At 52.5% G+C, this 26,304-nt stretch carries 30 protein-coding genes and 1 rRNA gene; 13 read left to right on the plus strand and 18 right to left on the minus strand.

Features of this window, described 5'->3' with window-relative positions; genetic code table 11:
* The first annotated feature begins 17 nt into the window (after nucleotides 1–17).
* Nucleotides 18–133 (plus strand): 5S ribosomal RNA (rrf, locus tag AC13CN_RS06585).
* A 113-nt stretch (nucleotides 134–246) separates the two neighbouring features.
* Here the strand turns inward: rrf and AC13CN_RS06590 are convergent.
* The 4 genes from AC13CN_RS06590 to flgA form a co-directional block, all read right to left on the minus strand.
* A complete protein-coding gene (locus tag AC13CN_RS06590) occupies nucleotides 247–711 on the minus strand; it encodes an SDR family NAD(P)-dependent oxidoreductase (RefSeq protein ID WP_390624433.1) in 465 nt (154 codons plus the stop codon).
* A 37-nt stretch (nucleotides 712–748) separates the two neighbouring features.
* The gene (locus tag AC13CN_RS06595) at nucleotides 749–1,198 is read right to left on the minus strand and encodes a flagella synthesis protein FlgN (RefSeq protein ID WP_058576987.1); all 450 of its coding nucleotides are present in this window, start codon (nucleotides 1,196–1,198) and stop codon (nucleotides 749–751) included.
* 8 nt (nucleotides 1,199–1,206) lie between these two features.
* The gene (flgM, locus tag AC13CN_RS06600; RefSeq protein ID WP_044629596.1) at nucleotides 1,207–1,473 is read right to left on the minus strand and encodes a flagellar biosynthesis anti-sigma factor FlgM; all 267 of its coding nucleotides are present in this window, start codon (nucleotides 1,471–1,473) and stop codon (nucleotides 1,207–1,209) included.
* Nucleotides 1,474–1,558: 85 nt separating this feature from the next.
* Nucleotides 1,559–2,272 carry a flagellar basal body P-ring formation chaperone FlgA gene (gene flgA / locus AC13CN_RS06605; RefSeq protein ID WP_058576988.1) on the minus strand — a complete coding sequence of 238 codons (714 nt, stop codon included), beginning with the start codon at nucleotides 2,270–2,272 and terminating at the stop codon, nucleotides 1,559–1,561.
* Between the two features lie 195 nt (nucleotides 2,273–2,467).
* Here flgA and flgB point away from each other — a divergent pair, with 195 nt between their 5' ends.
* The 11 genes from flgB (at nucleotide 2,468) to flgL (ending at nucleotide 13,998) form a co-directional block, all read left to right on the plus strand.
* A complete protein-coding gene (gene flgB, locus AC13CN_RS06610; RefSeq protein ID WP_058576989.1) occupies nucleotides 2,468–2,899 on the plus strand; it encodes a flagellar basal body rod protein FlgB in 432 nt (143 codons plus the stop codon).
* Nucleotides 2,900–2,924: 25 nt separating this feature from the next.
* Nucleotides 2,925–3,335: a flagellar basal body rod protein FlgC gene (gene flgC, locus AC13CN_RS06615; RefSeq protein WP_054641142.1), complete on the plus strand. Its 411-nt coding sequence runs from the start codon at nucleotides 2,925–2,927 to the stop codon at nucleotides 3,333–3,335.
* A 2-nt stretch (nucleotides 3,336–3,337) separates the two neighbouring features.
* Nucleotides 3,338–4,030 (plus strand): flagellar hook assembly protein FlgD, encoded by a 693-nt coding sequence (locus AC13CN_RS06620; protein WP_062360419.1) that lies wholly within the window; start codon nucleotides 3,338–3,340, stop codon nucleotides 4,028–4,030.
* Nucleotides 4,031–4,061: 31 nt separating this feature from the next.
* Nucleotides 4,062–6,158 carry a flagellar hook-basal body complex protein gene (locus tag AC13CN_RS06625; RefSeq protein ID WP_084354585.1) on the plus strand — a complete coding sequence of 699 codons (2,097 nt, stop codon included), beginning with the start codon at nucleotides 4,062–4,064 and terminating at the stop codon, nucleotides 6,156–6,158.
* Nucleotides 6,159–6,186: 28 nt separating this feature from the next.
* A complete protein-coding gene (flgF, locus tag AC13CN_RS06630; RefSeq protein WP_062360421.1) occupies nucleotides 6,187–6,945 on the plus strand; it encodes a flagellar basal-body rod protein FlgF in 759 nt (252 codons plus the stop codon).
* Between the two features lie 30 nt (nucleotides 6,946–6,975).
* Nucleotides 6,976–7,758 carry a flagellar basal-body rod protein FlgG gene (gene flgG, locus AC13CN_RS06635; protein ID WP_062360423.1) on the plus strand — a complete coding sequence of 261 codons (783 nt, stop codon included), beginning with the start codon at nucleotides 6,976–6,978 and terminating at the stop codon, nucleotides 7,756–7,758.
* 37 nt (nucleotides 7,759–7,795) lie between these two features.
* The gene (locus tag AC13CN_RS06640) at nucleotides 7,796–8,485 is read left to right on the plus strand and encodes a flagellar basal body L-ring protein FlgH (RefSeq protein ID WP_044629589.1); all 690 of its coding nucleotides are present in this window, start codon (nucleotides 7,796–7,798) and stop codon (nucleotides 8,483–8,485) included.
* A gap of 114 nt (nucleotides 8,486–8,599) precedes the next feature.
* Complete coding sequence (locus AC13CN_RS06645; protein ID WP_230834973.1) at nucleotides 8,600–9,655, plus strand: flagellar basal body P-ring protein FlgI; 1,056 nt, start codon at nucleotides 8,600–8,602, stop codon at nucleotides 9,653–9,655.
* Entirely contained in the window at nucleotides 9,655–10,677 is a 1,023-nt protein-coding gene (gene flgJ / locus AC13CN_RS06650) for a flagellar assembly peptidoglycan hydrolase FlgJ (protein ID WP_213262471.1), read from the plus strand. The genes AC13CN_RS06645 and flgJ overlap by 1 nt, the downstream gene beginning before the upstream one ends.
* Before the next feature lie 63 nt (nucleotides 10,678–10,740).
* The gene (gene flgK / locus AC13CN_RS06655; RefSeq protein ID WP_172515201.1) at nucleotides 10,741–12,681 is read left to right on the plus strand and encodes a flagellar hook-associated protein FlgK; all 1,941 of its coding nucleotides are present in this window, start codon (nucleotides 10,741–10,743) and stop codon (nucleotides 12,679–12,681) included.
* An 18-nt stretch (nucleotides 12,682–12,699) separates the two neighbouring features.
* The gene (flgL, locus tag AC13CN_RS06660) at nucleotides 12,700–13,998 is read left to right on the plus strand and encodes a flagellar hook-associated protein FlgL (protein ID WP_483053100.1); all 1,299 of its coding nucleotides are present in this window, start codon (nucleotides 12,700–12,702) and stop codon (nucleotides 13,996–13,998) included.
* A gap of 52 nt (nucleotides 13,999–14,050) precedes the next feature.
* On the opposite strand, the gene fliR is transcribed toward flgL, so the two are convergent.
* The 13 genes from fliR to fliF form a co-directional block, all read right to left on the minus strand.
* Nucleotides 14,051–14,842, minus strand: a complete 792-nt coding sequence (gene fliR / locus AC13CN_RS06665; RefSeq protein ID WP_058576999.1) for a flagellar biosynthetic protein FliR — start codon at nucleotides 14,840–14,842, stop codon at nucleotides 14,051–14,053.
* Between the two features lie 3 nt (nucleotides 14,843–14,845).
* Complete coding sequence (fliQ, locus tag AC13CN_RS06670) at nucleotides 14,846–15,115, minus strand: flagellar biosynthesis protein FliQ (RefSeq protein WP_044629584.1); 270 nt, start codon at nucleotides 15,113–15,115, stop codon at nucleotides 14,846–14,848.
* A gap of 27 nt (nucleotides 15,116–15,142) precedes the next feature.
* Nucleotides 15,143–15,871, minus strand: coding sequence for a flagellar type III secretion system pore protein FliP (gene fliP, locus AC13CN_RS06675; RefSeq protein ID WP_172416712.1), 729 nt, complete (start codon nucleotides 15,869–15,871; stop codon nucleotides 15,143–15,145).
* 47 nt (nucleotides 15,872–15,918) lie between these two features.
* Nucleotides 15,919–16,356 (minus strand): flagellar biosynthetic protein FliO, encoded by a 438-nt coding sequence (gene fliO / locus AC13CN_RS06680; RefSeq protein ID WP_054641148.1) that lies wholly within the window; start codon nucleotides 16,354–16,356, stop codon nucleotides 15,919–15,921.
* Nucleotides 16,353–16,871 carry a flagellar motor switch protein FliN gene (gene fliN / locus AC13CN_RS06685; RefSeq protein WP_044629581.1) on the minus strand — a complete coding sequence of 173 codons (519 nt, stop codon included), beginning with the start codon at nucleotides 16,869–16,871 and terminating at the stop codon, nucleotides 16,353–16,355. The genes fliO and fliN overlap by 4 nt, the downstream gene beginning before the upstream one ends.
* A complete protein-coding gene (fliM, locus tag AC13CN_RS06690; RefSeq protein ID WP_044629580.1) occupies nucleotides 16,868–17,923 on the minus strand; it encodes a flagellar motor switch protein FliM in 1,056 nt (351 codons plus the stop codon). Before fliM ends, fliN begins: the two co-directional genes overlap by 4 nt.
* 21 nt (nucleotides 17,924–17,944) lie before the next feature.
* A complete protein-coding gene (gene fliL, locus AC13CN_RS06695; RefSeq protein ID WP_044629579.1) occupies nucleotides 17,945–18,421 on the minus strand; it encodes a flagellar basal body-associated protein FliL in 477 nt (158 codons plus the stop codon).
* Nucleotides 18,422–18,580: 159 nt separating this feature from the next.
* On the minus strand, nucleotides 18,581–19,840 hold the full coding sequence (locus AC13CN_RS06700; protein WP_483053101.1) for a flagellar hook-length control protein FliK: 1,260 nt from the start codon (nucleotides 19,838–19,840) through the stop codon (nucleotides 18,581–18,583).
* 22 nt (nucleotides 19,841–19,862) lie between these two features.
* Complete coding sequence (fliJ, locus tag AC13CN_RS06705) at nucleotides 19,863–20,315, minus strand: flagellar export protein FliJ (protein WP_044629578.1); 453 nt, start codon at nucleotides 20,313–20,315, stop codon at nucleotides 19,863–19,865.
* Entirely contained in the window at nucleotides 20,316–21,704 is a 1,389-nt protein-coding gene (gene fliI / locus AC13CN_RS06710; RefSeq protein ID WP_044629577.1) for a flagellar protein export ATPase FliI, read from the minus strand.
* A 4-nt stretch (nucleotides 21,705–21,708) separates the two neighbouring features.
* Nucleotides 21,709–22,473: a flagellar assembly protein FliH gene (locus tag AC13CN_RS06715; RefSeq protein WP_044629576.1), complete on the minus strand. Its 765-nt coding sequence runs from the start codon at nucleotides 22,471–22,473 to the stop codon at nucleotides 21,709–21,711.
* A complete protein-coding gene (gene fliG / locus AC13CN_RS06720) occupies nucleotides 22,466–23,470 on the minus strand; it encodes a flagellar motor switch protein FliG (protein WP_044629575.1) in 1,005 nt (334 codons plus the stop codon). Before fliG ends, AC13CN_RS06715 begins: the two co-directional genes overlap by 8 nt.
* Nucleotides 23,463–25,232, minus strand: coding sequence for a flagellar basal-body MS-ring/collar protein FliF (fliF, locus tag AC13CN_RS06725; protein WP_058577006.1), 1,770 nt, complete (start codon nucleotides 25,230–25,232; stop codon nucleotides 23,463–23,465). The genes fliG and fliF overlap by 8 nt, the downstream gene beginning before the upstream one ends.
* Nucleotides 25,233–25,489: 257 nt before the next feature.
* On the opposite strand from fliF, the gene fliE reads away from it, so the two are divergent.
* On the plus strand, nucleotides 25,490–25,816 hold the full coding sequence (gene fliE / locus AC13CN_RS06730; RefSeq protein ID WP_044629573.1) for a flagellar hook-basal body complex protein FliE: 327 nt from the start codon (nucleotides 25,490–25,492) through the stop codon (nucleotides 25,814–25,816).
* Between the two features lie 105 nt (nucleotides 25,817–25,921).
* Here the strand turns inward: fliE and AC13CN_RS06735 are convergent, their stop codons facing one another.
* Nucleotides 25,922–26,281, minus strand: a complete 360-nt coding sequence (locus tag AC13CN_RS06735; protein ID WP_052509943.1) for a flagellar protein FlaG — start codon at nucleotides 26,279–26,281, stop codon at nucleotides 25,922–25,924.
* Nucleotides 26,282–26,304 lie beyond the last annotated feature (23 nt).

Below are 26,304 nucleotides of genomic sequence, written 5' to 3' on the forward strand. Positions count from 1 at the left end.
ATGCATTACCCGTTACGCCTGACGACCATAGCGAGCGTGAACCACCTGATCCCATGCCGAACTCAGCAGTGAAACCGCTTAGCGCCGATGGTAGTGTGGGGTCTCCCCATGCGAGAGTAGGTCATCGTCAGGCACTTATACTGCAAAAAACCCAGCCAATAGGCTGGGTTTTTTGTTGCGCGCTCGATAAGCGCGCCAAGCCTCAAGCCCCGTGCATACTGTGCTCGGGGCTTTTTTGCTCTGCTTTTACCAGTCAATAGGTACACGGGCTTGAAAAGGCTTTGAGAGAGGAGTGTCCGTAGTGCCGGGATGGAGGCAGAGAACAATCGACTGTTTATTAAGCCTCTTAAGCTCAATAGCGGCGGTTCTCAACAGCATATTATGCGCGGCTTTACTAGCACGATAGCTATACCAGCCACCATACCCATTGTCAGTGATAGATCCGACACGAGCAGAAAGGCTGGCAATAATGGTAGCGTGCTTGCCTTGTAGAGAAGGCTTTAGAGCAGCGAGTAGCAGGGCTGGGGGTGCCGCATTAATATGCATCACCTGGGCAAATGATACTTCATCCAACTGCTTTGCGGAGATGAAAGCAGGCTTTGCAGTATGGCGCTTCCTATACCGCCATTTGCACCTGCCACAACGGCGGTGAAACCTTCTGGAAGATGAGGCAGCATAACAAACTCCGATGGTGAACGATGTTGTTCCCATTGAAGCGCTTTGTATAGTATTTGTCTATAATTGCTTGTTAAGCAGAGGCATTAATGCGGCCCGGCTGAGCACTATTGCGCCCGTTGGGCTTGTAGAGCGTTTTTTCTGCAATTTGGCGAATGTAGTCCAGCATTTCCTGGTTATGCTTCATACGCAATGAGAGCATTTGCCCGGTTAATGCATTCATTCGTGAAACTCGCTCACTTTTTTCTAGCAAGCTTTCCCAGGTTGCTAGGCAGTCAGCATCTGTGGCCGCCAGCTTCGCGCCAGGACCGCCTTCTGGATAGCCAAGTTTTGCCTGTACCCCGCGACGTAATACCTCCATGCGTTCTAGTTCTTCTAGAAGCGCCTGTTTCTTACCCGCGATATCAGTCAATATATCGCCGTCAATACTGCCTTTAGTCAACTGCTCTTGTTCGCTGGAGAGTAAAGCAATCAAATCCTCGAGGCGTTGCAACTGACTGGAGAGTAGGCGTGAAAGGCTCATAGGTAGATTTACTGATCTTTCAAGTTGGCAATTAGACCATCCGCAATACGGTCGGCACGCACTTCGAGCCGTCCCTCACGAATAGCATCACGAATTTCCTGTACCTTAGCCATGTCGATATCCTGGCTGCTATCGATGCTAGATTGGCTGAGCTGAGTCGCTTCACGGGTAGTATTACCCGTTTCAGGCTGCTTTGCTTCACTTACCTTCTGTGCGTCATCACGCTGCTGCGCTGGAGTATTGCGAAGCAGCGGATTAAGGTTATCAATTTTCACGTTGTTGGCCTCATCGTCAACGTTGGGGTGCCGCGCGCTGTATGACTATCTATCGGCCTAGGTGCTAAACACTTTAGGTCTTAGGCTAAAAATCCACCATTAATGTGCCTTGGCCGATCACCCGCGCCGTCATTATTTCACGAGAACCAAAACGCACACGAATGGTTTCTCCTTGTGCCCCATCAGCAAGTGCCTCCCCCTCTCGAGAGACACGAAAGCCTGCTCCTTCTGCTATGACTGTTACGCGCTGCCCGCGTTCCACGAGGCTAGGTGCTTGCAGGAAATGCGCCTGAAACGTGCTGCCACTACGGATAGGCCGCTGAGCTACTTTGCCGACAATATCGGCCTGGTCGGTCAGCGTTTGGCTAGATAAATCGCTAAGGTTGCCTTCCCGCTGGTCGAGCATAGCTGCGGTAACCAACGTGTCTCTATCAATATCTTGGCTTGCCACAACGTAGCTGCCAATGACACCCACTTCTGCCTGAAGGTAGCGTACTTGACGCCCATCAGCTCCACACCTAACGCCTACAGAAACACGCCCAATAGGAGCTTGGTTAGGGTTAGTCAGAAAGGGCGTTGGCTGTATGCAGGTGGGTAAATGGGGGGATGGCGGTGCGATATTGATGACTGCCTCTTGTCCCAGGGCCTGTGCTTCTTGATAGAGAAATTGTTGGACGCTTTCAACAAGTGACTGATCGCTTGTTTCTGCCCAGGAGGGTTGGGATAAGCCAACACATAGCAGTAACAACAATGTCTTAACTGCTGAGTAGCGTGCAACAATGTGCAGCAAATAGCGCATGGGTAAAGTCGCCCAGTATAGAAAATCAGATGGTAAACATCAGCATGGGAGTGTAATGCAAAAGTATCCTACGCATCATGGGAAATGCTGGTGTAAACGGTAGCTGTTCCATGCTTTAAGGTGAAAGAGAGGGGCATATTATTCATCATCAACAATTTCCGATTTATTTTGGCCTCACGGCGAGCGAGGATCGGCATGATTGATCAGCTTGAATCTGCCTTTAACTTCCACCAGCAGGCGCTGGGCCTGCGCCAAGCACGTCACCAAGTGCTAGCCGCTAACATTGCCAATGCGGATACGCCCAACTATAAGGCGCGCGACATTGACTTTGCTAGTGAGCTGAAAAAAGCCGTTGAAGGCGGACAGTCTCAACAGCAGCCAAATGGCGGCTTAGCGTTAGCGCGTACCTCCGAACAGCACTTGGCAGGAGAAGGCCCCGCATGGCGTGGTGCTGGAAACACCGAGCTGCTCTATCGTGTTCCTGATCAGCCGAGCCTGGATGGTAACACCGTTGACATGGACCGTGAGCGAACCCAGTTCGCGGATAACGCTGTGCGCTACCAGGCGGCGCTCACCATGATGAACCGTCGTATTCAGGGCCTGAAAAATGCGATGCAACCTGAATAACCTAGTAATAGGAGAAAAATAAGCGATGTCGATGTTTTCAGCGTTCGAGATTGCCGGTTCCGCCATGAGCGCCCAAGCCCAGCGGATGAACGTCACGGCGAGCAACATGGCGAATGCCGATAGTGTGGCAGGGCCCGATGGAGAAACCTACCGCGCCAAACAGGTCATGTTCGAAACTCAGGCCCAGAATAACCGTTATGGCGTGGGCGGAGTGCGGGTCACTGAGGTGGTGGAAGACGACTCTCCGCTCCGCATGGAGTATATGCCGAACCACCCCGCCGCCGATGACGAGGGCTATGTCGCGAAACCCAACGTGGAGCCGGTGAATGAGATGGTCAACATGATTTCTGCGTCACGCTCTTATCAAGCCAACGTGGAAGTTTTCAACACCACCAAACAGATGATGGTGCAAACGCTGTCGCTCGGTGAGGGCTAACGATGAATATCGATACGAGTGTCATCAATAATATCAATAGCAATACCTCGACGGCCGGTTTGTCTACGCGTCAATCTGCCGAGCTGCGCGAGAGTTTCATGACGCTGCTGATCACACAGCTTCAAAACCAAGACCCGCTCAATCCGATGGAAAATTCGGAGATGACGTCTCAGCTGGCTCAGATCAATACCGTCAGCGGTATCGAAGAGCTGAACGCTACCTTGAACGGCATTACCCAGCAGATGGATGCGGCACAAACGCTGCAGGCCGCAGGCTTGATCGACAAGGCCGTACTGGTTCCCGGTAACAACGTGATGGTGAGCGTGGATCCTGACAATGGCTCCTACGCTACGCCCTTCGGTATCGAGTTGGATGCCCCCGCCGAGCAGGTCGAAGTTACCGTAACGAGCCAGTCGGGCGAGGTGGTGTATACCAAAGAGCTCGGTCGCGTGGCAGCAGGTGTGGAGTCCTTTAGCTGGGGTGGTATGACCAACGGGGGTGAGGCCGTTCCTGAGGGCGCTTATCGCGTTAATTTCAAAGCGACCGATGCCGAAGGTGAACTGTTAGAGTCTCGTGCCTTGAATTACGCCCTCGTCCAGGGTGTTTCGCCTGGTGCGGGGGGCAGCGATGTGCGCCTCGATCTTGGTGCGATTTACGGCCAAGTGACACTCGATCAAATCAAGCAAATTCTTTGATGACGCTTTAGCCAATATTTAGGGGAACGATATGAGTTTTTCGCAGGCACTTAGCGGGTTAAGCGCACAGCAGCAGAAACTAGGCGCAGTGGGTAACAACATTGCTAACTCTCAGACCGTAGGCTTCAAAAGCTCGAACGTGCAGTTCGCTGACGTCTATGCTCAATCGCGCATTGGTCTGGGTACTCGGGTATCAGGCGTGTTGCAGGATTTTAGTCAAGGCAACATAGAATCCACTAACCGTAATATGGATTTGGCCATTGCCGGCGACGGCTTTTTCCGCTTTCAGCAGCCCAGTGGTGAAGTAGGCTATTCGCGTAATGGCCAGCTGACCATGACGGCAGATGGGCGTTTGGTTAATGCGCAAGGCGCGCAGATTATGGGCTATGCCGCTGATGCAGATGGCAACGTTCAGGCAGGTGGAGACGTTGTAGGTTTAAGAGTAAACGCCGAGAACTTGCAAGCGAGTGCGACCACGTCTGTCTCTACATCTCTAAACTTAGACTCTCGCAACCAGCCTGGTGAGGGCCTTCAAGAAGCAAATGTAATTACTAATATGCAGAATCCTTTGAATCCAGGCTCAAGGGAAAGTTTTAACTATAATTTTAGTACGAATTTTACAACATATGACTCCTTGGGTAATCCCAGAAATATTGCTGTTTATTATGAAAAGCGACCTGAAGCAGAGAATAGTTGGTTAGGCCGTGTGGTGATGGATGGATATTACGATGTTAACTCAGATCCAGTAGGCATAGCCACAGGTGAGGTTGTTGATGGTGTGCAAGAGGCGCAAGCTGTAGCTTCAAATGTTTACAATCAGCTTTTAACAGGTATGTCGAATGTCCGGACTCAGCTGGAAGCTTTGCAAGTGGCTATGCAAAGCGCAGCTTCTAATGCTCAAGCAGCAGGTGAAGATCAGGCAGGAATAATAGATGCAGTTAATAGTGCAGCCCAAGCCTTTGCATCAGGCTCTGGGTTCACTTTAAGCGAGGTTTTGGATAACTATTTAAATGGAGAGCAAATTACGCCGGCGCAAAATTCGGTATATGCTGCCTATATTAGTGGAGTTCAGGAGGCAATGAACAGTGCAGCTGATTCAGCCGGTGCTGTTGCAGCAACATCAGCCGACCCTTTAGCTGATCCTGATTCAATCGACGCATTTGATGCATTTATAACAGCTTCGCAATCTAATATTGTGGGTAATGCTCCAACGCAGCTTGCAGCAGTTGCTCAAAGCGCAACAACATTGATCGTTAACTCAAGGGCTCCAGGGAATAATATTGATGCCCAGATAACTGCTGCCCAGGGAACAGATCTTGATACAGATGCTGATAGCATTGCTGCAGTTCAGCAAGTGGCAGTTAATTTAGGCCAAGAAGTACTTGCAGGAGTGAGTGACCCTGCAGTAATTAATGCTGTGGATCAAGTTGTCTCGGACGTTAATGCCACTACCAGTGCTATTTCAGATGTTGTAGCTGCTGCGGTTGCCGCTGACCCTGGTGAGTCATTTGAGGCTTATGGTACAAATGATTTTGTTTTGGAGTTTAGCCAAAACGGAACTTTAAGTCGTGTTGGCCAACCACAGCTGGCCGCAGGTGGTGGAGTTGAATATGTAGACGTTGCCAACAATAGGCCTGTAATAAACTTCTCTAGTACTGAAAGAACTCCTCTTGGTGGCGCTTCTGAGAGCTTAAGTTTCGATATTAGTCTTACTGGTTCTACGCAGTTTGGTAACAGTTCTGTGGTTAATGATGTTTCGCAAAATGGATATACATCTGGCTCTTTAGTCGGAGTAACTATCGAAGATGATGGCACCGTGATGCGCAACTACTCCAACGAAGAGTCGCGCGCTGCTGGTCAAATTGCGCTCGTTAGCTTCCGTAACCCGGAAGGGTTAAAGCCAAATGGAGATAACCTATGGACAGCTACTGGTGCCTCTGGCCAGGAGTTAGTCGGTGCGCCGGGTACTGGTCAACGAGGATTAATTGAACCTAGCGCGGTCGAAACATCGAATGTCGATTTGGCCCGCGAGCTAGTCGACATGATCGTCTCTCAGCGGGCATATCAGGCTAACTCACAGACCATCAGCACCCAGGACGAGCTTCTGCAGACGATTATTAACCTTTAATAATCGAGACTAACGTAAGGAGCGAGTCATGGACCGCATGCTATACACCGCCATGAGTGGCGCAAAACACACGATGGATCAGCAGTCGGTAGTGAGTAATAACCTATCGAACGTGTCGACCGCTGGGTTCCGCGCTCAGCTTCAGGCCGTGCGCTCGGTGCCCGTGCAGGGCGATGGCGCACTACCCACCCGGGTCTCGGCAGTAGCCACGACGCCGGGAACCGATTTCTCACAAGGCCCTATCGAGCGTACTGGACGTACGTTGGACGTGGCCATGCAGGGAAATGCTTGGATGGCGGTGTTAGCAGACGACGGGACCGAGACGTATACCCGCCGAGGCGACTTACAGCTCGACAGCGATGGGGTGCTGTTGAGCGTAGGTCGGCCTGTCATGGGAGATGCCGGTCCCATTGCGGTGCCGCAGGGCGCGCAAATTTCATTTGGGGCCGACGGTACGATCAGTGCCATTCCTCAGGGGGAAGGGCCTGAAGCAATCGTGGACGTTGGCCGTATCAAACTCGTCACGCCGGATGAGCAGGGATTAGAACGCGGCGACGACGGACTTTTTAGAGCGCCACCCGGTGAGGATGGTGCGCCTGGCGTGCTGCAAGCGGATGAGGATGCTCGTTTGGTCAGTGGTGCGCTGGAAGGCAGTAACGTCAGTGCCGTCGATGCCATGGTCTCCATGATCGACGTGGCGCGCCGCTACGACATGCAAATGAAAATGCTCAGCTCGGCGGATGAAAATGCTCAGCGAGCCAACAGTATTCTCTCTATTCAGGGCTAATCGCAGCCACTCAGCCAAGGGAACCTACGTATGATCAAGTCTTTGTGGACTGCCAAAACCGGACTAGAGTCTCAGCAAACCAAGCTGGATGTCATTTCCAACAACCTCGCGAACGTCAGTACCAATGGCTTCAAGCGTTCGCGGCCTGTTTTCGAAGACCTGCTTTATCAAAACATGCGCCAGCCGGGCGCGCAGAATAACATTCAGGATCGACTGCCTTCTGGCATGCAGATCGGAACCGGGGTGCGCGCCGTAGCGACGGAGCGTCTTCACACCCAAGGCGGCCTGGAAGAGACGGGTAATTCGCGAGATTTGGCGATCAGCGGTGAAGGCTTTTTCCAGGTGCTGCTGCCCGACGGTACGATCGGCTATACCCGCGATGGCAGTTTTCAACTCAATGAAAATGGTCAGATGGTCACGGCGAACGGCTATCCGCTCGAGCCAGCGATCTTCGTGCCGGCCAATGCGCTATCGGTGTCGATCGGTGAAGATGGCACGGTGAGCGTGCGTCAGCCGGGAATCGCTCAAGATGCCGATATTGGCCAAATTAACGTGGCTTCCTTTATCAATCCAGCGGGTTTGGAAAGCATCGGTGGCAACCTTTACCTGGAAACCGGTGCCTCGGGCGCTCCAAACCAAAATGCGCCGGGTAACGACGGTGCCGGACGACTGTTCCAGGGATATGTGGAGACATCGAACGTGAACGTCGTCGAAGAGATGGTCAATATGATCCAAACGCAGCGTGCCTATGAGATCAATAGTCGTGCTATCTCTACCAGCGATGAAATGCTAGCGCGTCTAAGCCAGCTCTAATGTCACCGTTCGTCAGGGCTTCTTAACAGGTCGCGCTATGCTGAAATCAAACTTTAAGTTACGCCGCATCGTGATGGCGAGCTTAGCACTGCTGGTGTTATTGACCGCAGGGTGCGCGCAAATCCCGCGTGCCTCTGTCGTCGGCGAACAAGAGCAAATCACTATCATCGACCGTCCGCCACCTGTTCCTAATGGCTCTATTTATCAGGCGCGTCGCGGCTATCAGCCGCTTTTTGAAGATCGTCGGCCGCGCACGATAGGAGACATTCTGACCATTGTGCTGGATGAAGAAGTCAGTGCTAGCAAGAACTCTCAGTCCAATGCCAACCGCTCGGGCAGTGCAAGTCTTAACCTGGCCCAGCTACCCGACGTGTTGGATACGCTGGCGGAGTACGGTTTCGATATCGAAGGTGCCAGTGACTTTGCAGGCGGTGGCGGCTCACAAGCCAACAATACGTTTACCGGTACGATCACCGTGTCCGTATTGGAAGTCATGAATAACGGGAACCTGCGCGTGCGCGGCGAGAAGCAGATCGCGATCAATCAGGGCACCGAGTTCATTCGTTTCTCCGGTGTCGTGAATCCTCGCACGATTACCGCGCAAAACACCGTGCCGTCGACTCAAGTGGCCGATGCGCGCATCGAGTACGTAGGCGATGGCTATATCAACGAAGCGCAGCACATGGGGTGGCTGCAGCGCTTTTTCCTGAATGTGTCGCCGTTCTAGGCGTGTCAACAAGCTCGACAACAGAGACCTGGTGAAATGGCTATGCAGTGGAAGGTGTATCAACGGATTCAAGCAACCGCGCGCTTCGCGACCCTGTTGGCTCTCTGTTTTGTGATGCTGCCAGCACACGCCGAGCGGGTGCGTGAGCTAGCGAGCTTTGCTGGTGTTCGTGATAACCAGCTTGTTGGTTATGGCTTGGTGGTGGGGTTAGATGGCAGCGGTGACCAAACCACCCAAGCGCCGTTCACCAGCCAAAGTTTAACCAACATGCTGTCGCAGTTAGGCGTGACCGTTCCGCCTGGAACCAACCTTCAGCTGCGCAACGTCGCTGCTGTGATGGTGACTGCAGATCTGCCGCCATTCTCCCGTCCAGGGCAGCGTCTTGACATCGTTGTTTCTTCGATTGCCAATGCTCGTAGCCTGCGTGGTGGCACACTATTGATGACGCCACTGAAAGGTGCCGATGGCGATACCTATGCGATTGCCCAGGGCAATATGTTAGTGGGCGGCGCCGGTGCGCAGGCGGGCGGTAGTAGCGTACAGATTAACCAGCAGGCCTCTGGCCGCATTCCGAACGGGGCTCTTGTTGAGCGTGAAGTGCCGCTCAATCTTGGTGGCAACGGTGGGATGCTAGAGTTGCAGCTGAACGACGCTGATTTTGGCACCGTTCAGCGCATGGTAACGGCAATTAACAATGAGTTCGGCCAGTCTGTTGCCTATGCACGCAATGGCCGAGTCATTGCCCTCGATGGCCCAATGGATGCCAACGCTCGGGTTAATTTTATGGCTCGGGTTGAGAATGTTCAGCTAACACCAGCTGAGGCGCCCGCCAAAGTGGTGCTCAATGCACGTACAGGCTCTGTGGTTATGAACAGCGCGGTTACCCTGCGTAGAGCTGCAGTAGCCCACGGTAATCTGTCGATTATGATTGATACCCAATTTGGTGTTAGCCAGCCTAACCCACTCGGGGAGGGTGAAACCGTTGTAGTGCCTGATGCGGATATCAATATTGAGCAGCAGGAAGCCTACCTGCAAATTGTTGAAGGAGCCGACTTGGCAGACGTGGTGAATGCACTGAATGCATTAGGTGCGACACCTCAGGATTTAATGTCGATTCTGGAAGCGTTAAGAGCATCAGGCTCTTTGCGTGCTGAGCTGGAGATCATCTGATGAGCATGGGCGATATGACCAGTCAGTTCGCGCTGGATATGAGCGGTTTTCAGCGGCTACAGCATAATGCTCGCGTTGATCCTGAAGCGGGCGTGCAGGGCGCGGCGCAGCAGTTCGAAGCGCTCTTCATTCAGATGATGGTCAAAAGCATGCGGGATGCCACGCCGACCTCGGGGCTGCTGGAGAGTCGCGATACGACCTTCTATCAGTCCATGCTCGATCAGCAGTGGTCTCAGGTTATGGCTTCCCGGGGTATCGGCTTGGCCGATGCGTTGGTGGAACAACTGCATCGTCAGGGCGTGGTGGGGCAGCCAGCCTCCAATTCTGACCAGGAGCTTCAGGCGCTGATTGCTGGCATTCCCCGCGGCACACCGCGCGTTCTGGACAACCCCCTGCAGCCCGATAGTGGCCAGGCTCCCGCGTCGGGCAGCGGCCGTTTTTACGATGAGTTGGATGCCATTCGGCAACAGCCAGCGAGCAGCAGCGCTTCCGCTTCGCTTGTAGAAGCCCCGCGTACAGCAGCCTCTGGGCATGACCATGTCACGCGTTTCATGCAAACGCTGGCCATGCCTGCCCAAGCGGCGAGCGCAGCCACGGGCGTGCCTGCTGAACTCATTTTGGCGCAGGCCGCGCTCGAAACCGGCTGGGGACGCCATGAAATCGCGACCCAGCAGGGGCATAACAGCTATAACGTGTTTGGCATCAAGGCAGGTAGCCAGTGGCAGGGTAAGACCACCGACATCGTAACCCACGAATACGTGAACGGTCGCCGTACGCAGGTCGTCGACACCTTCCGTGTCTACGACTCGTTCGAGCATGCCTTTACCGATTATGCCAACCTAATTGGCAACAATCCGCGTTACGCCGGTGTTTTGCAGGCGTCTAACGCAGAGCAAGCAGCGCGTGAGTTACAGCGTGGCGGCTATGCCACCGACCCGCGCTATGCCGATAAGCTGGTATCGGTAATGAATACGATGGGGCCGCTGAGTTCTGCGGGTAGCCTGTTGGCGGATTCTCGCTAGGTAACTACTCAAGTTTTTCTGCGCACTGCCGATAAGTAGAGAATCGGCCTAAGGAATTGAACCATGAGCATGTTTTCGATCGGCTTAAGCGGCCTCAATGCGGCGCAGAATGCCCTCAATACAACGAGCAACAACATTAGTAACGTCTATACTCCTGGCTACAATCGAGAGATTACGGTACTCAATGAAAGCCGGAACAATGCCGGTGTCCGCGTTGCAGATATTGAGCGTCAGTTCAATACGTTCGTTGCCGCGCAATTGAACAATGCCAAGTCGCAATCAACAGCCCTAGAGACCTACAATACGCAAATCTCTCAAATCGATAACTTGCTTGCAGATCGTGAAGCAGGTCTCTCTCCTTTGATGCAGAATTTCTTTTCCGCTCTTGAGGATTTAGCAAGTGCTCCTTCGGATCCTGCCGCCCGGCAGGGCGTGCTTGGCACTGCGGATACGCTAACGGCTCAATTCCGTTCGTTTGATGGATATCTGCAGGATTTACAATCAGGCGTTAACGGCCAAATTAAAGACGAAATTACCCAAATAAATAACACCACAAGCCAGATTGCTAATATTAACCGTGAAATAGCACTTTCGCGTGCACAGCTTGGTGAGGCACCAAATAGCTTGCTGAATCAGCGCGACCAGCTGATCTCCGAGTTGAATGAAAAGATGAACTTGCGTCTTAATATTCAAGATGGCAAGACTTACAATCTTTCTCTTCCTAATGGGCAGCCGCTCGTCACGGGGGATACTGCCTATAAACTCGAAGCTGTTACATCACCGAATGATCCACAACGGATCGTCGTTGGCTACCGTGAAGGGGCTCGTGGTAATGGCAACCTTGTCAGCCTAGATGAAGGTTTAATTACAGGTGGCTCATTAGGTGGCTTAATGAGCTTTCGATCTGAGACATTAGATAAAACTCAGAACCAGATAGGGCAGTTGGCGGCTTCTATTGCACTCGAATTTAATGCGCAACACCAAAAAGGTGTTGACCTGAACGGTGAGCAGGGCCAAGAGTTTTTTAGTATTGGTCAATCTAACGCTTACTATAATACAGATAATAAGGGATCCGCAGAGGTCAGTGCTACGATCGACTCTGCGAATACTAGCGCATTACGAGCAACCGACTATACGGTGCGTGTTATTAATGCATCGACTGAAGAGTTTGAAGTGATTAGAAAAGATACCGGTGAGGCGCTAGAGGCGGATGAATGGTCATTTAGCGACAATGTTCTAAGTTTTGCCGGTGTTGATGTCAATTTCAACGATATTAATCTTGCCCAAAATGGCGATAGCTTTGAAATTCAACCACTACGACGTGCCGCTGGTGGAATGGAAGCCATTGTTTCAGACTTAGATAAAATTGCTGCAGGTAGCTTAGTTGAGCAGAGTGGAGACCTAGAGGTGAGCAATGTTCGCTATGAGAATGCGCTTGCCAATACGTCGGAATCACTACAAATTGAACTTAATGAAAATAAAAATTTGTCTGTCAGTGGGTATACTGGTCCGATCCTTGTTAACGGTGTAACGCTAAGCTTAGATGCTAATGGAGTCGTTCAAGATTCGGCAGGTACAGTCGCTGTATTGGCTGAGGACGATGAAATCACTATTGATGGTGTCTCATTTGTATTAGCTGATGTATCTACAGAAGGGACTCTAACATTTCAGCAAGGGAGCGCTGCTGCAGGCGACAATCGTAATGCCTTAGCGCTCCAAGATCTCCAGAGTAAGGATATTGTAGGTGGTTCTGCCTCATTGAGTGGCGCTTATGGGGCGCTGGTCAGCGATGTGGGAAATCGCACCAACATTATTCAGGTCAATCTTGATGCACGCCAAGGCTTAACTGATCAGCTGCGTGCAGTGCAGCAGTCGGAGTCTGGTGTTAACCTGGATGAAGAAGCGGCAAATCTGATTCGCTTTCAGCAGTTTTATCAAGCCAATGCCCGCGTCATCGATACGGCCTCTACTATTTTTGACACTATTTTAGGCTTACGTAGCTAACGGTTAGGAGTCTGCCTCATGCGTATTAGCAGCGTTACCATGTATGAACAAAGTACGGCTTCAATTAACCGTCAGCAGAATGACTTTCTAAAAATTAGTCAACAGATTGCTAGCGGGCGCCGTGTGGTTAACCCTTCGGACGACCCACAGTCAGCAGCGCGCGCCGTGCGTGTTGATCAATCTAAGGCGATTACCCAACAGTTTGAAGACTCTCGCGTATCTGCACGTAACTCTCTAGCACAGACAGAAAGTATACTTAATAGCATCAGTGACTCTGTTATTAGTGCAAAGACAAGACTAGTTCAAGCATCAAGCGATACCTTAAGCGATGTTGACCGAGAATCGATCGCCAGCGAGTTAAAAGGTATTTACGAAACCATGATCGGCCAAGCAAACGCGACTGATGGTAACGGACGTTACTTATTTGGTGGCTATGCTGATAATGCGCCTCCCTTTGTTAAAAATAGTAAAGGCAATATTGAGTATAAAGGAGATGATAACGCTCGCCAGCAGCGTATCGATGCCTCCCGTTTAATGCCGGTCACGGAAAACGGCATCTCGATATTCCAAAGTGTACCGAGCGGTGCAGGCTATGTCGCCGAGGCTGTGAAGAGCGGTTTAGATGGGCAGCCAATTCCGGGTGAGGCGGGTAGAAATACTGGTAGCGTGACGTTTACGGGGCCCCAGGTAGGTGATGTCAATGATCCAGACTATGGCGAGAGCTTCCGTATCGTGTTTGGTGGTACGGAAGAGTCGCCGACTTATAGCGTCCAGCGTTTCGATGCCGATGTTCCCGAATGGACGGCGTTTGATCCAGAGGGTGACGGCAGCTTTACCGATAGCAGTTATGATGCCACTGGGGAACAGCTAAGCTTTGGTGGCCTCAACGTGACGCTTAAAGGGGAGCCGGTGGCTGGGGATGAAATGCTGGTGGCCCAGTCGGGTAGTGACCAGCGGCCTGCCGATCTCTTTCGTACGATGGAAGCGGCTATCCGTGTATTAGAATCGCCGGCTCAAACGCCTGCCGAAAAAGCAGAATTGCGCAATACGCTAAACACATCTATGCGAGATCTAGATAATGCCCTTGATAATGTTCTAACAGTGCGCGCTTCGGCTGGGGCAAAACTAAACGAGCTAGACGTGGTGGATGCTGTAGGTAGTAACCGGATGCTCAATTATGAGCAGACGCTTTCTGACTTGGTGGATCTGGACTACGCTGATGCTATTTCAGAATATAGCTTGCGTCAGGTTGGTCTGCAGGCTTCTCAAAAAGCGTTTGTGGATATTAAGGGGATGTCGCTATTTGACTTTATGTAATGTCTTAGCGAGCAGTCACTCTTTTGCTATGCCCTGGCCATGTGCCGGGGCATTAATTTAAGGGCGCCATGGTCTCAATCAGGCTTTGCGTAAAGCTAATTCCCTGGCTAAACAGCTGCTGAAGAAAGCTGCCGATATCGCTCATTAGCACCATGAGCAACACTATGCCAACGGTGAGCGAGGTAGGAAAGCCAATATTAAACACGGTTAGCTGCGGTGCTGAACGGTTTAGGATGCCTAGCGACAGATTAATAATGAGCAACGAGGCTACCAGAGGCAAAGCGAGCAGCATACCGGAAGCAAAGATAGTACCTGCGTAGCGTGCCAGTAGTTCAAACGCATTAGGGTTAAGGCTGCCAATTCCAATTGGAAGTGTTTCAAAGCTCATCACTAGTGTTTCTAACACCATTAGGTGGCCATTAAAGGCGAGAAACATGAGCAGGGTGACCATATAGAGAATGCGTGATAGCACCATAATGTTGGTGCCACTAGACATGTCAAAGAAGCTCGCAAAGGCAAGCCCCATCTGAAGGCCGATAAACTCACCGGCCGCTTGGACAACGGCAAACATAATGTGCATCACCAGCCCAATCGCAATACCGATCAGCATTTGCTCAATGATGATGCCCAGACCTGCCCAAGACATGAGCGGTACACTGGGCATCGGTGGGAGAACGGGAGCAATGACGACGGCGATCACTGCGGCAAGCGCTACTTTAGCTTGATTGGGAATGCTGGAGTGGCCCCATAAAGGCGTCGCTGTCATAAAGGCCGTAATACGCACAAAGGGCCAAAAAAAGGCCACCAGCCACCCCTGAAGCTGGGTAAATGTTACTTCAACCACAGGCTACATCACCATTGCGGGTATGTTGGTAAATAGCCGCGTCGTGAAGTCGGTAATTAAGCCGATGAGCCAGGGGCCCGCTAGTACCAGAACGGCAAACACCGCTAAGATTTTCGGGATAAATGTCAGCGTCATCTCGTTTATTTGGGTAGCGGCCTGGAACAGGCTAATAATCAGACCTGTAAATAGTGCTGCTAACAGCATAGGACCAGCTAGAAAAAGTGTCACGCGCATACCCTGATAAGCGACGCTCATCACCATCTCGGGTGTCATGATTACGCTCCTCGTCGCCCCGCGACGTTAAATCATATAAAAGCTCTCTGCCAACGAACCAATAATGAGCTGCCAGCCGTCAACCAATACAAAAAGCATGAGCTTAAATGGCAGCGAAATAGTGATCGGTGGAACCATCATCATCCCCAACGCCATTAGCGTACTGGCCACTACAAGGTCAATGATCAAAAAAGGGATAAAGATGGTAAAGCCAATTTGAAAGGCCGTCTTGAGCTCGCTGGTGACAAAGGCAGGTAGCAAGACGCGCATTGGTAGTTCTTCTGGCCCTTGCAAGGGGCCCACATCGGCTAAACGAACAAATAGGGCCAGGTCTGGCTCCCGTGTTTGAGCCAGCATAAACTCTCGGAAAGGTAGCTGTGCGCGAAGCAGGAACTCTTCAAAATTGATCACCTCATCCGTCAACGGCACCCAGGCGGTGTCATATACTTGGTTAAGTACTGGCGACATAATAAAAAACGTTAAAAAGAGCGCGATCCCCAACAGTACCTGGTTAGGCGGCGTAGCTTGAGTACCCATCGCTGTCCTTAGCAGGCTGAGTACAATGATGATGCGGGTAAAGCTGGTCATCATCAGCAGTATTGCTGGCAAGAACGCCAACGAGCTTAAGAGCAGCAGTGTTTGTAGAGAGAGAGACCACTGCTGACCACCACCTTCCGTTGGTTGCGAGACTAACCCCGGTAGTTGCTGGGCGTGGCTAGGAAAAGCCACGAGGCAGCCGATGATGAGAATACTCATCAGCCACCAGTGACGCGAATAGAGCCAGGCAAAATGCTGAGCGTATTTCATGAGGTATGCTGAGAGTCTGAGGAAGTACTGTCGCCCTTGCCGCGACTATTAGCTATAGCGTTAGCTAAACGCTGTGAGAAGCGGGTCGGCGGACGGGGGGGAGTGGATGATGTACGATCAGTAGGCGCTGGACGTTCGTGTAGTTTACTAATACGGCCACCACTAACGCCCAGAACAAGCCATGTGTCTTCAATTTCGACGACCACAATTCGCTCGCGATTGCCTACTGCGGTGGTACCTACGATGCGTAAACGTGCACCATGGTCATAGCGATGATGCTGCCAGCGTTTGAGCAGCGATGTACACAGCAAAATAATGGCAATCACCAACGCTAGTGCGGCGGCTGTTTTGCCTAATGCCGCCATGCCGATTAATGCATCACCGCCACTTAATGCCTCAAGGGGGGCTTGCGCACTAGAGGTCGCAACACTCATCGGTTTAGTTTATGAATGCGCTCGGATGGTGTAATAATCTCAGTAATACGGATACCGTATTTATCTTCGATAACTACTACTTCCCCCTGAGCAATTAGGTAGCCATTGATCAGGATATCCATTGGCTCACCCGCTAACCCCTCCAGCTCAATGACAGATCCTTGAGCGAGCTCTAATAGCTGCTTAATCGTCAGTTTGGTGCGCCCTAACTCAACGGTAAGCTTAACCGGAATATCCATGATCATCTCAAGATCACGGGAGGGAGTCGCACTTTTTTCTGCGCTCAGGGGGCGAAATACATCGTCGCTGGCTGGCTTGGCTTGAGGTGCCTCTGATTCAGGCTCATCTTCCGTATCGGCCTGCTCTGCAGCCTCCTGCTCTGCCATGGCAGCTGCCCAGGGGTCATCATCATCGCTTGCGGCATCAGCACTAGACGACGGCTCTTCTTGCTCAGACATGGCTTCCGCCCAATCGTCATCAGAGACTTTTTGATCGGGTTTGTTAGGGTCAGTCATGCTTTGGGTTCCTTGGCTTTCTGTCGCGTTGAACCTTTAATAAAGTCCTTGGACGATACGTTATTCATAGCAGCATGGTCGATCATACGCACAACACGCAGGGCGCGCTGCTGGCGTTGACTGCCGTATTCACACTCCATCACAGGGACGCCGTCAACGCTGGCGGTGATCGTACTGGGAATGTCCATCGGCAGAACATCCCCCTTTTTTAGCCCCATGACGTGAGCAATTCGACTCGGAATCTGCGCAAAGTCAGCGACCAACTCAACTTCAGATTGGCGCAGCTCGCTGGCCATGCGACGTGACCAAGAGCCATCACTGTCATGATTGCTATCGTTAATCGGGTTAACCAATAGATCGCGCAGCGGCTCAATCATTGCGTAGGGCATGCAAATCTGAAAGCTACTGGATAGGTTGCCTACCTCAATATTGAACTTGGTATTGACCACAATCTCATTAGGTGAATTAGTAATATTGGCGAATTTAGACTGGACTTCGGAGCGTAGGAAGTGGACATCTATCGGGTATACTACCTTCCAAGCTTCTTGATAGGCATCAATCGCAAGATTGAGCAGGCGCTGGATAATACGTTGTTCGGTATTGGTAAATTCGCGCCCATCTGATTTCGTAACGAATCGCCCGTCTCCACCGAACAGGTTGTCTACTACCATAAACACGAGATTTGGTGGAAATACCACCAATGCAGAGCCCCGCATCGGCTTCATCGACACGATGTTGAGGTTGGTCGGCACCGGAACGTTACGTGAGAAGTCGCTAAAGCTTTGATAGCGCACGGACTCGACAGTGATGTCTGAGCTGCGACGAATTAGGTTAAATAGCCCGTTGCGGAAATAACGAGCAAAACGCTCGTTAATAAAATCAAGCGCATGCAGACGTTCGCGTATGACCCGATGTTGAGTCGACGGGTCATACGGGCGAATTTTTGTTTCGTCCTGAGACTTGGACGACGCCGGAGAGGGCTCTTCGTCTCCACTGACACCCTTTAGTAAGGCGTCAATTTCTTCCTGGGACAGTAGATCGTCCTGTGACATGAACGGCTCCAGTTCCCGAGGTTATTGCACAATAAATTCGGTAAACAGCACTTCCCTTAGATCTAGGGGGGGCTGATTTTCGGTGAGGGGTACGTTCAAACGACTAATAATTGCCTGAGCCAGCTCCTCTTTCCCCTCTGTCGAGGTGAGTTCGTTGGCTTGTTTGCCCGATAACAGAATTAGTAAGCGGCTGCGCACTTGCGGCATATGCTCTTCGATAATTGTTTTACTCTGTTCGTTACCCACTCGCAGCGTAATACCCGTATAGAGCAGGCGTGAACCATAGCGGTCATCAGCTAAATTAACAGTGAGTGGCTCAATGCGTGTAAACACAGGGGGGGTAAGCTCGACCGTTTGCTGTTGAGCTTCGCCACTGTCGCTGCTGTTGCGCTGATCCAGCACTAGATAAATAGCCGCTGCTGCCCCTGCAGAGGAAAGCAGTACGAGAATGATCATTACCCAGAGCAGTTTTTTAGATCCGCCGCTTGATTCTGCCATCGTTGTTCCCATGATGTTCGCACATGACGCTAGCCAAGCATTATGCCTAACGCGGGTGATAATGAAGAAACGAACAGGCTCTCTTGGAGAGCCTATCTTTTGGTTTAGCTAGTTAACACGGTGCTCACAATTAAACCATACTTATAGCGTGGCTATGCTTTAAGCATAAAGGTCCACACGCCCATCGAGTGCGATGGAGGAACCCACAGGTACAGGCGTCCCGGTTTCACCCTCAACGCTAGTGACCCCGCTTTCACCACCAGCGCTTGAGCCTGTGCTGTGCTGAGCAAACGCTTCCTGTTGATTAGAAAAGCCTTGCTCACCCACTGATGTGTCACTTAGTGAAATTCCTTGTTCCGCCAGTGCTTCACGCAGTTGAGGAATCGCTTGTTCAATCACTTGCCGAACCTGAGCGTGAGCGGATAAAAATTGAGCTTGTGCGCCGTGTTCTGTCATTTTTAACGAGATAGAAAGTGGCCCAAGCTCAGCAGGATGTAGTTTCATTTGAACATGCTGCTCCCCCCCTCGCTGGATAAGCTGAACGAGCTGTTGACCTAGCTGTGACGGCCAGGCGGGGTGAGAGACAGGGGTGGCGATAGAGGAGGGCAGTGAGGCTCCCGTTGCTGCAGCAATAGGCTGTGGTGCGGGCAGGTTAAATGCTAGCTCGTTACTGCCGCTAATGCGCGCTGCTGCTTCTCCAGAGGCCAGAGCGCTAGCCATGGCTTCACTGCTGACGTGCACACTGGTGGCCATTGTTTGCATGGTTGGTGCGGCAAGCGTATTTGAGGTTGTCTGCTGAGTGCTCGTATCTGTATTAGCAAAATTACCCAATGAAAGCGCTGCTATTTGCTGGCTGAGCGTTTCAGGGCGCTGAGCAGACCCATTAGACCCTGTGCTACCCGATAGCTGTTGGTAAGCATTGATGAGAGCTATCGCGTCTTTTTTGCCAATCGCTAACTGTTCGGCGATAGCGGCGACAGACGTTGTTTGGATAGTAGTGGGGGACGGTAGGCCTGTGTCATCAGTAAAGGCAGCGACTAATGTCAGCCGACTGGAAATTTCCTGTAGAGCAGGTGATGGCATGTCCAACGTGTTGTCGGTAGCCGCCGCAGCTAATGCTATTAGCGGTTCTGGGGTGCCTTGTTCAGCCGTTTGTAGCTGAGCAAAAAGCTCTGCAATCTCCTCTTGATTGAGCTCAATACCCAGCGATTCTAGGAGCGAGGTAAAATCACGCAGCGCCTGTTCTCCACCGGTGGATGGAGCGTTAGAAAGTGCGCCCATTGGGCGTTGGGGGTCTGTCGCCTGCAGCATGGCTTGGCGGAATAGCCCAGTGGGAAAGCCTTGAGCCTCCGTCGCTTGTGAGGCTGATGTGCCACTGCCCTGGCTGGGGTTCGCAGAAAGTAACAGTTGAATATTCATGGATAGGCTTCCTGACCCGGCGCTAAAGTGGTTTATCAGACTGTTGGCGAGCTACACGACTAGTGACAAAGTCATCGGTTGCTTTTTGCTCGTAACGCGCTTGGCGGCGATGCTCTTCTAATAGCCTACGTGAGGCCAGTGTATCGTAAGAAGAGAGCTTGCGCTGCTCTTGTTGCCAATGCTGCTGGCTCTGTTGTACGCGTTTTTGCTGTGCAGTCAGTGCTTGCCTAGCACGCACAAGGGCGGCATCCAACGAGGCTAAGAACTGCTGATAATTATACATGGTAGCGGGGTCAATGCCGTCACGCATGGCGTGCTGCAAACGCTCCGCATACTCTACTCGGTAGCGGTTGAGTGACTGCAGCTGGGCTTCCGTTTGCTGTTGGGTTTGACGCTCTTGGGCCAGCAGTTTTCCTGCTTGGTCACGAGCATCACGGGCCAGGTCCGTCAGCATATCAAGCTGGTTATGACTCATTTAGCCTCCCACTACCGTGTGCAGGGCTTGGTAGGACTCCTCAACCGTTGCACACTCATCAATGTTCTGTTGAAGAAACCGCTCTAAGGCTGGGAAGCGATTCACCGCTTCATCCAGCCGCGGGTCATGACCTGGGCTGTAGGCCCCTACGCTGATCAGGTCGCGGTTACGCTGATAGCGTGAAAAAATCTGTTTAAAGGTACGCGCTTTTTGCTGCTGCTCCTGCGTCACGATGGCGGTCATTGCACGGCTGATAGAGGCTTCTATATCAATAGCAGGATAGTGCCCGGCTTCTGCCAGCGTCCGCGACAGGACGATATGACCATCCAAAATGGCCCTGGCGGAGTCAGCGATCGGGTCCTGCTGGTCATCGCCTTCAGTTAGTACGGTGTAGAACGCGGTAATGGAGCCACCGCCTCGCTCAGCATTGCCCGCCCGCTCTACCAAGCCGGGTAGCTTGGCAAAGACGGAGGGCGGATACCCTTTAGTGGCAGGGGGTTCGCCAATAGCTAACGCGATCTCTCGCTGTGCCATGGCATAGCGTGTTAGGGAGTCCATTATCAGCAGCACGTTGCGGCCAGAGTCCCGAAACCCTTCGGCGATACGTGTGGCATAAGCGGCCCCTTGCAAGCGTTGCAGCGGCGAGGTATCTGCAGGCGCGGCGACAACAACAGCGCGTCGGCGCCCTTCTGGCCCCAAGATATTGTCAATAAAGTCCTGTACTTCACGGCCACGCTCACCAATCAAGCCAACGACGATCACATCGGCCTGGGTATAGCGTGCCATCATGCCTAACAGTACTGACTTACCGACGCCTGAGCCGGCAAATAGGCCCATGCGCTGGCCTCGGCCAACGCTTAGTAGGGCATTAATAGCACGAATGCCGACATCGATTTGAGCATCAATGGGCGCCCGGGACAGCGGGTTAAGTGGCCTGGATTGCAAGGTGGTGCGCTGGGCATCCTCAACACCCTCACGATCATCTAGCGGGTTACCATTACCATCCAGTACGCGGCCTAAAAGCTCGTCGCCTATTGGGAAGCGCCGGGCACTGTGGCCATTGCCATCAACAAGAGGGGTAACCCGTGCTCCTGGCATCAGGCCAGAGATTTCTTCTAGCGGCATTAAGAACAGCTTTTCACCGGAAAAGCCGACGACTTCAGCTTCTGCATGCTTGTGGCTATCGTTTAGCCGGCCATCTGCTCCTGGCAGTTCAATGTGGCAAGCGCTACCTACCGCCACTCGTAAGCCAACCACCTCAATCACCATGCCTGTCGCGCGCACAACCCGCCCACTGGTTCGGTAGTGGGGGAGTCGGCTCACACGCTGGCTGGTGCGCTGCAGTGTCTTACGCCAGCGGTGTTGGTGAGGGCAAGTGGAGTGATTCATCGCGTTACTCGGACGGCGTCGCGTTGTTGCTATGTCGTTTGCGCAGTTGTGCATTAATATTTTGCCAGCGGCTCTCAAACGTCGCGTCCAGTTCGCCTTGGGCACTGGTAACGCGACAGCCGCCACGGGCCAACTGATCGTCGGGTTGCAGTACCCAGCCAGCAGCCTCTAGCTCGCCACCAAGATGCTCTTCAACCAAGTCGTGGTCGTTTGGGTTAAGCCATAAACGCTGTTTGCCGACTAACGGTGGCTCGGTATGCAGCAGCTCGCGAACGATGGACAAAATATGCTCAGGATGCTCAGTTAGCGCGTCTCCTGCTAGCTGTTTGCCTGTTGCCAGGGCAAGTTCAGCAAGATCATGGGCGATTGTGTCATCAAGACGCTCAAGGGCATCTGAAAACTGCTTTGCCAATGATCCTAGCGGTGCGACCGTTTGACGAATTTGCTCTTTAAGCTCTTCGGCTGCTTGGTCGCGTCCCTCGCTCAGGCCTTTAGTAAGGCCCTCTTCGTGCCCGCGTTTCAGGCCCGCTTGATAGCCTTCTTCTTCGGCTGCTTGGCGAAGTTGCTCATAAACCTCTTGCCGCTGTTTTTCCTCGCGTGCCCTTGCTTCTGCGGCGGCGCGTTGGGCAGCTTCCACTTTGCGCTGGTGAGCCGTGGGGCCTGAGGCATTTTGTGGAGATTTATCACTAGCAGGCGTTACCAGCTCATCCATTTGCCAGCGTCGCCACTCGCCGTGGCGATCAAATTCGGGCGAATGAGTATTAGACATACTCGTCGTCTCCGCCCGCCAGGACGATCTCTCCGGAATCCGCTAAGCGCCGCACAATTTGTAGAATCGCTTTCTGCTCGGTTTCCACTTGCGAGATGCGGATAGGGCCGCGGGCCTCCATGTCTTCGCGAACCAAGTCGGCAGCGCGCTGCGACATGTTGCGTAGGAATTTGTCCACCAGGGCATCTTGAGCGCCTTTGAGCGCCACCACCAACGAGTTGGTCTCCACTTCCTGAAGTACCATCTGAATCGCGCGGTTGTCCAGGTCGAGTAGGTTCTCGAATAGGAACATCTCGTCGATGATCTTCTGGGCAAGGTCTTCGCTGTGCGAGCGGACGGTTTCGATGGCCACCTCTTCCTGAGCAGAGTTCATCAAATTGAGGATCTCTGCTGCGGTTCTTACGCCGCCCATTTTGCTGCGCTTGAGGTTTTGGCCATCCAACATGCTGGTAAGCACTTCGGTAAGCTCCTGAAGCGCGGCTGGTTGCACGCCGCTAAAGGTGGCGATCCGAAGCACCACGTCGTTACGCAGTTTCTCTTCGAAGAGCTCGAGAATATCAGCAGCCTGATGGCGATCCAGGTGAACTAGGATGGTGGCGATGATCTGCGGATGCTCGTCGCGAATCAGCTCCGACACCATGGAGGCTTCCATCAGGTTGAGTGCATCAATACCTGAATTCTCGCCCGTGGTTTCGAGAATATCCTCAATTAGGCTAGTAGCTCGTTCACTGCCCAGCGCCTTAGTCAGTACTGAACGAATATGCTCACTAGAGTTAAGGTTAAGCGCCACGAACTCTTCGGTTTCTTGATGGAAGGCTTCTAGCACGGCTTTCATATCATCATGGGAGACTTGCTGAAGCCGTGTCATTTCCATACTGATCTCTTGCACTTCGCTGGCGCTAAGGAACTTAAAAACCTCAGCGGCGCTGTCTTCGTCCAGGGCCAGCAGAAGAATGGCGCTTTTACGCGCGCCACCCATTTCAGCAATGCTAGTCATTAGCGTTCATCCAGCTGCGAATAATCATCGCGACCATACGGGGGTCTTCTTGGGCCATTTCTCGCAGGTCGTTAAGATTGTGTTCGTAAAGCGACGTTTTGCGACGACGCTTGGGCTTGTTGCTATAGGTGGCCTCATCATCGCCCTCGCCTTCACCCTCGCTTTCCTGGTCATCTTCGTCGCTACCAACACGGGTGCTCAACGTGCTTCCAGGCACAGCAGCGGCCATTACGGGCGGCTGGGTGTAGCGCTTGATTAATGGGCGCAAAATCAGCAGGTAGAGTAGCAATGCGGCTAGCGCAACTAGTAAGTAGCGCCCCAAATTGGCAGCTATCGCTAGGTTGTCGGGATGTTGCCACCAGACCGGTTCGACGCGGGTATCATCATCGCCAGCGAAGGGGGTGTTAACCACTTCCACTTGATCGCCGCGCAGATCCGAAAACCCCATTGCTTGTTGCACCAAACGCTCAATTTGGGTGATCTCTTCATCGCTGAGCGCGACTTGTTCAACCTCGCCTTCTTCATTAGTGACGTCGCGAAAGTTAACAACAACAGCCGCTGAGAGGCGTTGTATCTGGCCAAGGCGGTGCTGAATATGCTCAATACTACGATCTACTTCGTAATTAACGACATCTTCTTGGCGCAGGTTGCGCAAAGCGCCTGGTTCGGTACCTGCATCGTCCGCAACATCACCCTCTTCCGGGTCTAGCTGGTTGATGGGGGAGGGAGCTACCCCGGGAGGAGTATTGCTTAACGCCCCAGGAATGCCGGTGGCCAATGGATCTTCGCCATCGTAAGAGAGGCTAAGCTGACGGCTGCGGACTGCTGATTCGTTAGGCGCTTGGTTTGGGCTGTAACGCTCGGAGGTTTGCTCGCGGCGTGAAAAATCGATCTGTGCCGCTACCTGGGCGCGAACATTGTTGCGGCCAACAATGGGCGAAAGAATGTTCTCAATACGCTGCTGATAGGAGCGCTCCACTTCGCTGATGTATGCTAACTGCGTACCATCCAGGTCATTACCCTGGGCGCTATTGGCAGTGAGTAGGCGGCCGTTCTGATCAACCACCGTCACATCTTCAGCAGCAAGCTCAGGCACACTGCTGGATACCATGTGCACAATGGCGCTAACTTGCCCCTCGCCAAGGACGCGACCTGGCAAGAGATTCAACACCACAGAGGCCTTGGCAGGTTCGCGGTCACGGATAAAGACGGACGGCTTTGCCATCGATAGGTGCACGCGCACACTTTCGACGGGGCCTAGTGATTCGATAGAGCGTGAAAGCTCGCCTTCCAGGCCACGCTGAAAGTTCACCTGCTCAGCAAATTGGCTAATCCCAAAAGCTTGGGTTTCCATAAGCTCTAGGCCAAGGTTGCCGCCGCGGGGCAAGCCTTGCTCGGCTAACTGGAGCCTGAGGGTATGCACCTGCTCGCCGGGCACCAGCAGTGCCTGGCCCCCCTGGCTAAACTGATAGGGTACGCCGCGGCTATCAAGCTCCGAAATAATTCGTCCACCATCCGCTTCGCTCAGGTTGCTGTAAAGCACACGGTACTCGGGGCTGCTAGCCCACATAAATAAAGCAGCCACAACGGCGATAGAGGCCGCTGCCGCAATCAATACAACCACTAACGGATTGCCGCGCAGCTGTTTCATGGTGCGCGCCAAGGCAGAGGGGTTGCTGGATTCGTTTTCCGCCGCTCCACTGCGAGAGGCGTTTGGTGTCGTGCTGTTTTGACGGCCTGCCGTAGCACCAGTTTCGCTCATGCGTCCCTCCAGAAGGGCAGGCAAAACGGGTGTCGGCCCAGGCGCATCACCAAAGAAGGCATAGGCTATATCCGTCAATCGCGGTTATCCGCTAAAAAAATGAAGCGGAATTGTGATGAACGCCATTATCCGGGGGTGTGTCGACCATAAATGAACGAAAAGCTTGGCTTTTTATACTCATTTGTACGTATGACGCTACTCCTACCAATGGTAGGCTTTTTGTACTAATTGATTTTCCGCAAAAATGAGGCCTGAGTATGAGTTCACCTTCTATACAGTCTGCGCTGCAACAGATGCAGGGGCTAGCGGCACAAGCGGCTCAGCCTATTAAAGGGGAGCATGTGGCAACCGCTGTTGGTCAAGGTGGCTTTGGAAGTGAGCTGCAGTCCTCTATACAGCGAATTAATCGGTTGCAGCAAGCGGCTAGTACCAAGGCGATGGCGTTTCAGGCAGGCGAGCCAAACATTGAGTTAAACGATGTGATGGTAGATATGCAAAAAGCCAGTGTGGCCTTTCAAATGGGCATGCAAGTGCGCAACCGCCTAGTAACTGCCTATCGTGATGTGATGAATATGCAGGTATAGGGGGCGTAAAGTAGTTATGCGGCTAGCTGGGTGGGTAGTGGGAAGGCGAACGCTTAGGCTGGTACGTTATCGCTTTTCAAGGCGCCCGCAGCGTTCGCTTGGTTTCTATGCTTTAAGAGAGATCAGTTTTCCTTGCAGTTCTTCTAGCCGCTCGGCCAGTAGCAGCACTTCTTCTGCTGGTATTTGACGTATGACGTCACCCGTTTCTCGATCAATGACCCTTGTAATGATGCGAGCCGATTGTTCGCTAATATCAAATTCCAACCCACGGGGACGCATGACATCGTTAATGCGCTGTATCGGTTCAACAAGCGCTTCTTTTGTGGCCTTATTGCCATCTGCTGCTGCTTCATCGCCGCTTGGGGTGACTGGAGGTAGGGGATCGATAGCGGGGCGCGTAGAGCGTTCCTGCGATAAAGCGGCTGTTATTGCTGGTGTGGCTGAGTCAATGGATAGTGGGCTCATGTACAACGTTCCTCTATTAAATA

The organism is Vreelandella sp. L-25 (genome assembly GCF_056857535.1).